This is a genomic window from Arthrobacter sp. N199823 (assembly GCF_002929705.1).
Classification (GTDB): Bacteria; Actinomycetota; Actinomycetes; order Actinomycetales; family Micrococcaceae; genus Specibacter.
Genome location: NZ_PJIN01000004.1, coordinates 1 through 11,939, shown reverse-complemented (window position 1 = coordinate 11,939; position 11,939 = coordinate 1). Strand labels below are relative to the sequence as shown.

Annotated in this window: 10 protein-coding genes; 6 read left to right on the top strand and 4 right to left on the bottom strand. The window is 60.8% G+C overall.

Annotation, left to right across the window (positions count from 1 at the left end; genetic code table 11):
• Window positions 1-103 precede the first annotated feature (103 nt).
• The gene (locus tag CXQ93_RS10220; RefSeq protein WP_181036122.1) at window positions 104-736 is read left to right on the top strand and encodes a TetR/AcrR family transcriptional regulator; all 633 of its coding nucleotides are present in this window, start codon (window positions 104-106) and stop codon (window positions 734-736) included.
• A gap of 81 nt (window positions 737-817) precedes the next feature.
• On the opposite strand, the gene CXQ93_RS10215 is transcribed toward CXQ93_RS10220, so the two are convergent.
• Window positions 818-2,017: an FAD-dependent monooxygenase gene (locus tag CXQ93_RS10215; RefSeq protein ID WP_374953400.1), complete on the bottom strand. Its 1,200-nt coding sequence runs from the start codon at window positions 2,015-2,017 to the stop codon at window positions 818-820.
• A gap of 82 nt (window positions 2,018-2,099) precedes the next feature.
• On the bottom strand, window positions 2,100-3,410 hold the full coding sequence (locus tag CXQ93_RS10210) for an aromatic acid/H+ symport family MFS transporter (RefSeq protein ID WP_104110338.1): 1,311 nt from the start codon (window positions 3,408-3,410) through the stop codon (window positions 2,100-2,102).
• A 48-nt stretch (window positions 3,411-3,458) separates the two neighbouring features.
• Here CXQ93_RS10210 and CXQ93_RS10205 point away from each other — a divergent pair, with 48 nt between their 5' ends.
• From CXQ93_RS10205 to CXQ93_RS10185, 5 genes are all read left to right on the top strand, one after another.
• Entirely contained in the window at window positions 3,459-4,256 is a 798-nt protein-coding gene (locus CXQ93_RS10205; RefSeq protein ID WP_104110640.1) for an IclR family transcriptional regulator, read from the top strand.
• 151 nt (window positions 4,257-4,407) lie between these two features.
• Entirely contained in the window at window positions 4,408-5,538 is a 1,131-nt protein-coding gene (locus CXQ93_RS10200) for a cupin domain-containing protein (RefSeq protein ID WP_104110337.1), read from the top strand.
• 1 nt (window position 5,539) lies between these two features.
• A complete protein-coding gene (locus tag CXQ93_RS10195; protein WP_104110336.1) occupies window positions 5,540-6,373 on the top strand; it encodes a fumarylacetoacetate hydrolase family protein in 834 nt (277 codons plus the stop codon).
• The gene (locus CXQ93_RS10190; protein ID WP_104110335.1) at window positions 6,373-7,092 is read left to right on the top strand and encodes a maleylpyruvate isomerase family mycothiol-dependent enzyme; all 720 of its coding nucleotides are present in this window, start codon (window positions 6,373-6,375) and stop codon (window positions 7,090-7,092) included. Before CXQ93_RS10195 ends, CXQ93_RS10190 begins: the two co-directional genes overlap by 1 nt.
• A gap of 144 nt (window positions 7,093-7,236) precedes the next feature.
• Window positions 7,237-8,649 carry a mycothione reductase gene (locus tag CXQ93_RS10185; protein WP_104110334.1) on the top strand — a complete coding sequence of 471 codons (1,413 nt, stop codon included), beginning with the start codon at window positions 7,237-7,239 and terminating at the stop codon, window positions 8,647-8,649.
• 17 nt (window positions 8,650-8,666) lie between these two features.
• On the opposite strand, the gene CXQ93_RS10180 is transcribed toward CXQ93_RS10185, so the two are convergent.
• Together CXQ93_RS10180 and CXQ93_RS10175 are read right to left on the bottom strand one after the other, a co-directional pair.
• The gene (locus CXQ93_RS10180) at window positions 8,667-10,124 is read right to left on the bottom strand and encodes a PLP-dependent aminotransferase family protein (RefSeq protein WP_181036121.1); all 1,458 of its coding nucleotides are present in this window, start codon (window positions 10,122-10,124) and stop codon (window positions 8,667-8,669) included.
• A gap of 167 nt (window positions 10,125-10,291) precedes the next feature.
• A complete protein-coding gene (locus tag CXQ93_RS10175; RefSeq protein WP_104110333.1) occupies window positions 10,292-11,506 on the bottom strand; it encodes a calcium:proton antiporter in 1,215 nt (404 codons plus the stop codon).
• Window positions 11,507-11,939: the final 433 nt, after the last annotated feature.

Below are 11,939 nucleotides of genomic sequence, written 5' to 3'. Positions count from 1 at the left end.
GAACAGCTATTCCGCCGTGTTTAATTTCACGATAGACTGAGGTTGACGCCACTTGTAACCCGCCCTACTACCGAAAGCCACTTGCATGACACACTTGCCGGGCATGAACCCCCACGATTCGGCCGCGGAAGCTACTGCGGAAGCTGCCGCTGTTGAGTCCGTCACCGCGCGCCTAGAGCACTTGCGTCAAGAGGCCCATGAATTGTTCGCCAAGGATGGGCTGGGGGTGCCTCTGGCTGACATTGCCAAGGCCGCCGGCGTGGGAGTGGCAACCCTGTACCGCCGGTACCGTGACAAAGATTTGTTGATTCTGGAAGTTTACCGAGAGCACCTTGACTACGGTGAGAAACTGTCGATTGATGCCAATGGTCACGAGGATCCCTGGGAGGGGCTGGTCTACTTTTTGACCAAGTCCACGGAACAATTTCTGAACGATCGTGGCATGCGTGAATTGATTCTTGGTGGCTATGTCGGCGGGGCCGGTTGGGCCCGAGGCTCCTCCCATCAAGAACTTCACGAAGCCCTGGACTCCCTCCAGCATCGGATAACGCATCAGCTTGAGTTTCTTGTGGCAAGGGCCAAGGAGCAGCAGGTAGTCCGAGACGACTTTGAGCCCACGGACATGCTACTGATGTCAGCCATGGCGCACGTGGCGGCCCCTGTCAAAGAATCCGGTTGGCCTGTGTCCGCTCAACGCGCGTTGACACTGTTACTCGAGGGCATTCGACCAAGCTAGCCAGACCGCCTAGCCTGAAACAAGAAAGTGCCCGCCCCAACAGTTGGGACGGGCACTTTCTTTGTGGCAGCGTTAGCGCAATTAGCCTGCGAGAACCTTCTTCTCGACCGGCTTCACGGAGGGAACGCCGTCGCCTTCCTGGCCGTACAGCCAGTCGTTGTACTGGTAGTTGCCGTCGCCGCGGCTCTTGAACAGCATGTTGCGAAGCGTGCGTGCCAGGCCGGAAACGTGCCAGGACTCGCCCCAGACTCGTGCGGTGCGCTGGACGCGTGCGGTGCGGGCTGCGCGGGCCTCATTGAAGTCCTTGAATGCGCCTTCCCACGCTGCAGCGTCAATACCGGCTTCGGTGAACACGGTCCCCTGCGTCACTTCCTGCAGAACTGCCGCATCTTCCAATGCCTGGCAGGCACCCTGTGCCAAGTACTGGAGCATGGGGTGTGCGGCATCGCCGATGAGTGCCATGCGGCCGGTCACCCAGTTCTCAATGGGGTTCTTGTCATACATGGGCCAGCGGATGCTGGTGGCCAAGTTCGCCAAAGCGTTCTGAACGGCAGGGACACAGTCCTTGTAGGCTGCTTCGAGCTCGTCAACGCCGCCGTACTGCTCTTCCCCACGTTCAAACGAAGCCGACTTGAACACGGCCACCGTATTCAGCAACTCCCCCTTGCGCAGTGGGTACTGAACTAGGTGGCAGTTCGGGCCCAGGTAGACAATGACGTCTTCCAGGTCGGCCTGAGGCGTGGCGTCCGTGATGGGCACGGTACCCCTGTAAGCAACATACGACGACGGTACGGGAGTGTCCTCGGAGACAGCCTTGCGCAACGTTGACTTCAAGCCATCTGCAGCCAGAACGGCATCAGCCTCGTAGACGTCGCCGTTGGCGGCAAACGCCCGGGCCTTAACGCCGTCGGTCTCTACCTTCTGGACAAAAACGCCATTTTGCAGGTTCACTCCGGAGTCGCGGCAAGCGTCCAGGAGGATGCGGTGCAGGTCGCTGCGGTGGATCACCACGTACGGGGCGCCGTAGTGCTCTTCGAATTCGGCGCCGAGGGACTGGCGGGTCAATTCCTCACCGGTGATGGCGTCACGGAAGACGAGGTGCTTGGGCTGGACGCCGATTTCCAGGGCCTTCTCCAGCAAGCCCCAGCGCTTCAGGACGCGGGAGGCGTTGGGGGCCATCTGCAGACCCGCTCCTACTTCACCGAATTCGGCAGCGTTTTCAACAAGGGTTACGGATGCACCATTTTCCCGCAGTGCAAGGGCACCTGCCAATCCGGCCATGCCGCCGCCAACTACCAGGACATCCTGAGTTGGGGTGGTTGCCGTGCCGGTGCTGGACTGGGCCGTGGTGGACAAAGGTGCATTAGACATTGGTGATTCCTACGGACGAGGTGGAGACGGATGAAGTGGTGATGGATTCCGGGGTGCTTTTGATGCGCACCGAGATAACCCAGAGAAGGATGGCGGCCACGGCTGCGGCGCCGGCGAAGGCCATGAAGTTCGAATTGACGCCCATCCCGGCGGCCAGCAGTACGCCACCAACCTGGGGAGCAGCCACGGCACCGATCCGGCCGACGCCGAGTGCCCAACCAAGTGCCGTGCCGCGCAGATGGGCGGGGTATCTGGTAGCAACGGCTGCAATGATCAGGCACTGGGTGCCGTGGGTGCCGACGCCTGCCAAGACGAGCATTGCGTAAACAACTCCCACGGGCGGTCCTGAAACGATGACCGCCAAGGCTGCGGCAGCCACGGCTGCGGCAACCACTCCGGTGCGAACAGGTCCAAACCTGCCGCCTGCCCACGCTGTTATGACCGAGCCCGCCACCGCACCCAAGTTCAGGGCCACGGCAAAGGTCAGTGCTGAGCCGAGGTTGTAGCCGGCCATCTGCATCAGGTTGGGAAGCCAGGTGCCCAGACCGTACCAGGCAAAGAGCGTTGCGAGCGTGGCTAAAGCAAAGAGGATGCTGGCCCCCAAGTACGGTGCCTTGAGTAATGCGCCAAATCCGCCGCGCTCTGTGGAAGAGGTGGGTGCGGCAGTCTTGGGTAGGTACTTGAAGCCCAGCGGCACAACAACCACCAAGGCCAACCCGGCAATCATGAACATGACAGGCCATCCAAAGACCGGGATCAGTGGAATGCCAACCAAGGCGGCAATGGTTCCGCCGATGGGAACACCTGACATCATCAACGTAGCAATGGCTGATCGCCACTTGACGGGCACCAGCTCCGCTACCAACGCGTTGGCTGAGGGAACCAATCCACCCAAGCCAATTCCTGCCAGCAGACGCAGGGCTCCAAAGATGTAAGCGTTGGGAGCGAAGGCGCACAGGACACTAAAAAGCGAGAAGGCAATGGAGCAACCAAGAATTGTGGTGCGGCGGCCCAGCTTGTCGGCCAGGCGGCCGGCGAAGATAGCGCCGATCATCATGCCGGCAAAGGCCAGTGAACCGACCGTTCCCGCCGTGGCCTTGGTCAGCCCCCAGCCGGTGTCGTTGATCAGTGAGGACTGAACGGTACCGTAGACAATCAAGTCGTAGCCGTCAAACACCACCAGCAGCCAGCAGACCAGAACGGCCATGAGAGCTGGCCGGGAGATCTTGGGGCCTGTGGAGCCGTCCGGGCCGGCAGCGGCGGACTTGGTGCGCCTACCGGCTGAAGAAGTTGTGTAATCCATCTCACGATGGTGGCCCACTTCACAGCTCAATTGCAATATGATTCTGCTATGCAGAATGTTGACCCACGCAATAAACCCCAATATCCCATCGAAGCGGTAGACAACGCGTTACGGCTCTTGCAGCTGCTGCGAGACGGCGGCAAGCTGCGGCTCAAGGACGCTGCGGCCGAACTGGGAGTGGCCCCTTCCACGGCACACCGGCTGCTGGCCATGCTGGTCTACCGTGGGTTTGCGGTCCAAGACGAGTTCAAGAACTATGTTCCAGGCGTGGCGATCGGAGTGGGGCCTGCCGGACTGGGCTGGAGCCTCAAGCTGCGCGATCTAGCCCGCCCCCACATGGAACTCCTTGCTGCCCACCTCAATGAGACCGTCAACCTCACCGTGCGCGTGGGTACCAAGGTCAGGTTCCTCAGTACCGTGGAAAGCGCTAACGCCCTGCGGGTTGGGGATCGCCAAGGCAGCGTCATGTCAGCGCACAAAGCTTCGGGCGGCAAAGCCATGTTGGCCGAACTTGATCCCGCCATCGTGCGCAAATTGTTCAGTAGCAATAGCTCTGAAATTGGTGGAGATTTTGTTTCCGAAAAACAGTTTCCGGCACTTGAAAGGGAACTGGCGGCCGTGCGCCGCAACGGATTTGCCGCAAATTTCGAAGGCACAGAGGAGGGCATCAGCGCTCTGGGCATGGCCCTGCACAACGGCGCCGGCGACGTGGTGGGCGCCCTGAGTGTAGCGACGCCGGTGGCGCGTTTCCGGCCGCTCTTTGATGCGGGTCTGGTGCAAAGCCTGTCCGAGATGCGGCGCCAACTGGAAGTGGACATTGCCGCAAATCCAGCCGCCAGAGACTGACCTCTTTTCTGCGCTCCAACCCAACTGGAATACCGACAGCGGCAGTTTTAGCCAATAAATTCTGCTAGACAGAATTTGTTTTGACACCATGAGACCCCACCCTAGGGTTGTGACCAGAGCAACATTTATTATTCCCAGCAGGAGGTCAGAAGTGTCCATCAACGCCGATAACATCACGCATGAGTCAGTTGCCGCGGGGCAGGTAGTGCCCGAGGCGACGCCAGAAGAGGCCGCCGCGTTGGAGGTGTTGTACCAGGACTTTGAATCTGAGAACCTGATCCCTTTGTGGACGCAGATCGCTGATCTGATGCCGATGGTACCGACCCCTAAGGCTGTTGCGCATGTGTGGCGGTGGAACACGCTACTCCCCTTGGCTGAGCGTTCCGGTGACCTGGTGCCTGTGGGTCGTGGCGGGGAACGCCGCGCGATCGCTCTGGCTAACCCGGGTCTGGGCGGTAAGCCCTACGTGACCCCGACTCTGTGGGCTGCTATCCAGTACTTGGGCGGACACGAAACAGCACCGGAACACCGCCACTCACAAAACGCGTTCCGTTTTGTCGTCGAGGGCGAAGGGGTTTGGACTGTTGTTAACGGGGACCCGGTGCGCATGTCTCGTGGTGATTTCCTGTTGACTCCGGGGTGGAATTTCCACGGCCACCATAACGAAACCGATCAGCCCATGGCCTGGCTCGATGGCCTGGATATCCCGTTCGTGCATTACACCGATACCGCGTTCTTTGAATTCGGTACCGAGCGAGTCACGGATGAATCCACCCCTGATATCTCCCGTTCCGAACGTCTCTGGGCCAACCCGGGCCTGCGCCCGCTCTCCGGCCTGCAAAACACCATCTCCTCCCCCATCGGTGCTTACCGCTGGGAGCACACCGACCGTGCCTTGACCGAACAGCTCCGCCTCGAAGATGAGGGCCACCCGGCCACCGTTTCCCAGGGTCATGCAGCTGTGCGCTTCGTGAACCCGACCACCGGCGGGGACGTCATGTCTACCATCCGGGCCCAGTTCCACCGCTTACGTGCCGGTGCTTCCACCGAGACCGTTCGTGAAGTCGGCTCCAGCGTCTACCAAGTCTTCGAAGGACGCGGCTCGATCGTGATCAACGGCGAAACGAACATCCTGGAAAAGGGTGATCTGATCGTGGTCCCGTCCTGGGCAGCCTTCTCCTTGCACGCTGAAACAGAATTTGATCTTTTCCACTTCGGTGACCACCCCATCATCGAACGCCTGAACCTCAACCGTACTTACATCGAAGGACGCACTAACTAACATGAAACTTCTGACTCTGCGCACCCCCAACGGCACCACACCCACTCAGGCTGTCCGCCAAGACGGCGATACCCTCACCGAAATCGACGGCTACGCCTCCGTCGGTGAACTCTTGAAGAACCCGGACTGGAAGACTGTTGCGGCAGCCGCTACCGGGGCAACCCACCCGTACACCGGTGCTGACTTGGCTGCCGTCGTGCCCGCACCGGGCAAGATTATTTGCGTGGGCCATAACTACCGTAACCACATCAAGGAAATGGGCCGGGAAGTTCCCCCGTACCCGACCCTGTTCGCTAAGTACGCCGAGTCCCTCATCGGCCCCAACGATGACCTGGCCCTACCGGCAGAATCGGACGCCGTGGACTGGGAAGCCGAACTCGCCGTGATCATCGGCAAGCCCGGACGTCGCATCCCAGAAGCCGACGCAGGTGATCACATCGCCGGCTACGCCGTGCTCAACGATGTCTCCATGCGCGACTACCAATTCCGCACCATCCAGTGGCTGCAGGGTAAGACGTGGGAGAACAGCACCCCGTTCGGCCCCGCTCTGGTCACGAGCGATGAATTCACGGCCGGCCCGCTCATGACCTCCGCGGTTGATGGCGAGATCATGCAGTCCACCCCCACCGGCGATGTCGTCTTCACCCCCGAGTTCCTGGTGCATTACATCTCCACCATCATCACCCTCAACCCAGGTGATGTTATCGCGACCGGCACCCCCGGCGGTGTCGGCCATGCTCGCGATCCCAAGCGCTACCTCGCCGAGGGCCAGATCCTTCTCACCACGATCGAGGGCCTAGGCACGCTCACCAACAAGGTAGTCACGGAAGTCTGATGGTTGCCCGCCATGATTTGACCACCGATCCGTACCTGCAGGAAGCCCTCCTGCAGGCCCGGCGCGGTACCGCGTTCTTCGCCCGTAAACTCAATGAGCTCTCCGATGAGGAACTCGACGGCGATTCCCTCTTGCCCGGCTGGAGCCGTCGGCACCTGGCCGCGCATATTGGATATAACGCACGCGCGATTGCTCGCCTGATTGAGTGGGCCGCGACCGGGGTGGAGACACCCATGTATTCCTCCCCCACCGCCCGCAACCAAGAAATAGACTTTGGTGCGACCTTGTCCCCCATCGCCCTGCGTAATCTCACCGATCACGCCGCCGTGCACTTGAGCGTGGAATGGCGCGACTTGCCCGATGAGAACTGGTCCAATCTGGTCAAGACCGCCCAGGGCCGCACCGTTCCCGCATCGGAGACGGTGTGGATGCGCACCCGCGAAGTCTGGCTCCACGCCGTCGACCTTAACAACGGCGCCACAGTCACAGACATCCCCACACCAGTCCTGGAACGACTCCTACAAGACATCACCAGCGCCTGGAAAACCCGCGGCACCGACACCGGCCTCATCATCGACGTCGAAGGCAGCGACACCCGCTACGGCGACCTCACCAACCCCGACGCCATCACCATCACCGGCCCCCTCACAAAAATCCTCGGCTGGGCAGCAGGACGCACCACCATCACCAACACACCCCCAGCACCCCTCTGGATCTAGACTGGTGGCGATCTGAGGATAGGCTGACTCTTGGTCCGCCGGCGCATCACTGCGGCGGCGGACCTTTGTGTGCCGGGAACAGTGCGGAACCTGCCATACTCGAATCCCTCGTGCTTATTCCCCCACTGAACGGATGCGCTCCCCATGCCTCACTTTGACCTCGTCATCATCGGTACCGGCTCCGGAAACTCCATCCCGGGACCGGAGTTTGACCATTGGAATATCGCTATCGTGGAGGACGGCCACTTCGGCGGTACCTGCCTGAACGTTGGCTGCATCCCCACCAAAATGTTTGTCCATCCAGCAGAGTTGGCCGACGCCGCGCGGCACGGCAAGGCGCTGGGCATCGACGCCCAGCTGAATTCCGTGGACTGGCCGGGCATTCGGGACAGAATCTTCGGGCGAATCGACGCCATCGAAGCCGGTGGCCGGCAGTACCGAGAAGGACCCGAGTGCCCCAACATCACCGTCTTTGCCGGGCGCGGCCGATTCACCGGGCACAAGAGCTTGCACGTTGACCTGCACGACGGCGGCACCGCCGAGGTGACTGCCGACAGATTTGTTCTGGCTGCGGGCTCCCATGCTGTTATCCCGGACATTCCCGGCCTCGCTGCTGGAGAGAACCAGGGCCAAGCCACGTTCCATACTTCAGATTCGATCATGCGGCTGGAGACGTTGCCTGCCAGCATCATTATTCTGGGTGGCGGCTATATCGCTGCGGAATTTGCCCATGTGTTTTCCTCCTTTGGCGTGCAGGTCACTCAAATTGCGCGAGGAAAGCGGCTGCTCAAGTCTCAAGATGATGATGTCTCGGTGCAATTCACCAAGGAGGCCGCGGCGCGCTACACAGTCCTGCTTGAGACGAAGGTGAGTGGCGTGAGGGACTTAGCTCACGGCGTCGAACTTCAACTGGAGGGGCCCAACGGCTCGGAGCTGCTGCAGGGCGAGGTGTTGCTGGTGGCTACTGGACGCAAACCCAACGGGGCGAACTTGGCCGTGGAGGAAACCGGGGTTGAACTGGACGGTCATGGCCGGGTGGTGGTTGATGAGCATCAGCGCACCGGCGTCGAGGGCATTTACGCGTTGGGCGACATCTCCTCCAAGTTCCAGCTCAAGCACGTAGCGAACCACGAGGCCAAGGTGGTCAAGCACAACTTGGCGCACCCGGACACGCTCATCAGTTCAGATCACCGGTTTGTGCCGGCCGCGGTATTCAGTGATCCACAGATTGCCTCTGTTGGTATCACCGAGGCGCACGCCATCAAGGCCGGAATTCCGTATGCGGTGAAAGTGCAAAACTATGGCGACATTGCCGCTGGTTGGGCGCGGGAAGACAGCGGCCATTTCCTGAAGGTGCTGGCTGACCCTGCCACTGGCTTGCTGCTGGGAGCGCACGTGATTGGGCCGGAAGCGGCCACCGTCATCCAGCCGCTGATTCAGGCCATGCATTTTGGTCAAACTGCTCATGACGTGGCGAAGAAGCAGTACTGGATCCACCCTGCACTATCTGAGCTGGTGGAGAACGCGCTGCTTGGCCTGCCGGAGGCTGAGGCCTAGGAACTAATCACCGACGGCTAAAGCAGAGCTGCTACCCGTTGCACACCCGCACGAATTTGCGGGATCGACGCGGCACTAAAGGACAAACGGACGAACGAGGCAGGGGGTTCGTCCACGTAGTACTGCTTGCCGTCGCCGATGAGTACTCCTGCTTGGTGTGCCGCCGTGGTGAATGTTGTGGAGTTGGTGCCTTCTGGAAGTTTGACCCACAAGTGAATGCCGCCGGTGGGGACGTTGGGCACCTTTGCGCCGGTCATGGAGGTTTGGACCTGCTCCACCATGGCATCACGGCGCTCCAGCAATCCGGCCCGCAGCCGCGTGAGGTGGCGTGGCCAAGCCGAGGATGTTAAGAGGCCAAGCGCAATTTCCTGTGTGAGCGGGGGGACGCACATGTCGTCGGCAATCCGCGCCGTGCGCAGCCGTTCCCCGGCAGGGCCTCTTGCGGCAATGGCACCCACGCGCAGCCCTGGTGCGGCCGGTTTGGTCAGTGTGGCGATGGAGACCACGTGTCCATCCGGATCTTGAGTAAATAGCGGTGGCGGGGCGTTTCCATCAAGAGAGAGGTTCCGGGCCCAATCGTCCTCAATGATGAAAGCACCGTAACGCTTCGCCAAAGCCAAGACTTCTACGCGACGTTCGGGGCTGAGAATGGCACCTGTGGGGTTGGCGTAACAGGGCTGAAGGTAGATGAGTTTGGCATGCGTGCGCTCCAAAGCCTCGGCCAGTTTCTCCGGGATGATTCCGTGTGCATCTGACTGGACCGCAGCTAGATTCAGCCCGGCGGACTGGGCCGCAATGGCTGCTCCGGGATAACTGGGGCTCTCGGTGATGAGCGTAGACCCGGGATCGGCCAAGGTGCGCATGGCAAACACCAGCGACTGCTGCCCACCTGGCATGATCAGCATGTCCTCCGGTTCCGCACTGAGCTGGCCGGCAAAAACCCGGCGCAATTCCGGGAGCCCCATGGGCGGGGCCATCGTCCAGGCCCGATGGCTTCTGGCGCAGCGGACCCCCAAGGTGCGCAACTCATCGAAGGGCTGCAGTTCCGGTGCCAGATAACCCCACGACAACTGCACATGGCCAGCTGTACTGTGTGAATCCAGCCGCCCCGCACGGCCCGCGTCAATACGGGACCGGCCCAAAGTGGAGGATTGCCAGGCGTAATCGGGTTCTGCGAGCTGGTTTCGGCCAGCTACGAACTGCTGCTCCTGGTTCTCCTGACCTGGCGAGAGGTAGTCCGGGTGGGATGAATTCTCGCTCTGACCCCGTCCGGCAACAAAGGTGCCACGGCCTGGCTCTGCACGCACAACCCCCAGTCTTGAGAGTGTGCTGATCGCCTCGGTGATGGTCACAGGACTAGCACCATGGGTTTTGGATAGCGCCCTGACGGAGGGCAGCTTGTCCCCCACACGCATCAAGGCCGCCTGCTGCTTCAGCAGCTCAGAAATATCGGCGGCCCTGTTATTGATAGACATAGGAATCAGTCAATAACGTTACTGCCCAAATTCCAACACAGTGTTACTCACCGTTTCCTTCCATAGCGTTTCTGCCAGGTGGCCGGCGTCGAACGCCAGGGCCTGACGCAGCTCTGGATCCACGTCCTCGGTCTGGTTCCCACCCTTGTTCGTGCTCTGGGCAAAGGTCAGGAGAAGATGACGAGTCCGTACATGGCGAATACCGCCAGGTGGGCGGCGCCGTGCATGGCCGTTACCTTCTTCGCGGCAAAGGTGTTGACGGAGAGTAACACTGTGACACCGAGCAGAAGCAGGTTGGCTGGCGACTCCGCGAGGACCACGTTCTGGCCCGTCATCATCCCGATGATGAGCACCGTAGGGATGGTCAAACCTACTGTGGAGACGAGGGCGCCGTGGCACAGGTTGTTAACTCGCTGCGCTTCGCCACCCAGTGCTGCGCGCACCGAAGTGATGGATTCCGGGAGGAAAACGATCATGGCGATCAAGAGCCCTGAAAGGGCAACGGGCGCACCTGCGCGGCTGAGTCCGTCGTTCAGAAGGGTGGCCATATCGTGGGACAGCAGCACGATGGGCAGCACCGTGACAACCAACAAAACCATGCGCAGAATAATCTCGGTGCGGTGCTTGGCGAGGATGCCCGCGATGGGCATGGCTGGCGTGGAAACCGCGGGAGATGGGGAGGCAGCGCCGTTGGAGGAGACGCCGTCGCTCTTGGTTTTGCTTCTCGACGTGGCGGCCTTGTTGGGGGCGAACAGGCGGGGATCAACCTCAGTGAAGTCGCTGGCCTGAGCGCCCATCTGGCGGACAAGGAAAAAGGCGTACAGGCCCAGGGCGAGCACGATGACGGGGATTTGCTGGCCAGCAGTGTATGAACCATCGCGACCGATCAAGGCCGGGAGTGCAAAGGCGATCGAGGTCAGGACGATGATCATGCCGAGGTAGGCGGAGGTGCCCGTTCGGTTGTGCAGCAGGCTGCCGTGCCTGAGTCCGCCGAGCAGTATTGAGAGGCCGATGACTGCGTTGAGGATGATCATGGAAACTGCCATGACGGAGTCGCGCGCTATGGTGGCGTGCTCGCCTGGGCCCAGCATGACCGCGGAGATCAGGACCACTTCGATCAGCACGATCGAGAGTGTCAGGACAAGTGAACCATAGGGGTCGCCGAGGCGACGGGCGAGATGTTCGGCCTCGTGAACCACCCCGAAAGCGCAAACGAGGATGACAGCGACAATTGCCAGCAGCGCGGTGACAAGCGCTGGCGTGGGAACCGGCGGGGTGAGGAGCGGGCCCATGAATATCAGGGCTGCGACAGCTCCCCATCCGACAACAATGCGGGCGATCGCGATAGGGGTGAAAATGGAGCGTATGGCTGGTGCAATCATGGGTTCAAACCTGTTCTACGAGGTCGTCCCCGAATCAAGTGAGCAAACGGGCCGTCCCGTTCGTGATCCTACCCAGCCGCCTGCCAGCAGTTGTTCACCGAGGATTACTGGTGCGTGCATGCATGGGCTGAGTGCATCAGTTCATGGCTGCGGGGGCGTTCTTTTCTCAGCATACGACAGGCGGGAAGCGGCGGCCAATCCCGTAAGTCGGCAGGCACCGTAAGTCGGGCCGCACAGTAAGTTGTGGGTGACCCTCCGGCTACGGATTGGTCAGGCTGGTCTGGCTGGTTTAGCTGCGCGGTCAGGGTGCTTTAGGTGCGTGGTCCGGCTGGTGTGGCTGGTTTAGTTGGCTGGTTTTTTGGTGGTTTTGGTGATGAGGTTTTTGAGCCATTTGGGGTATTCGGGCCGGGCGGGTTCGGTATTTAGTGGTGGC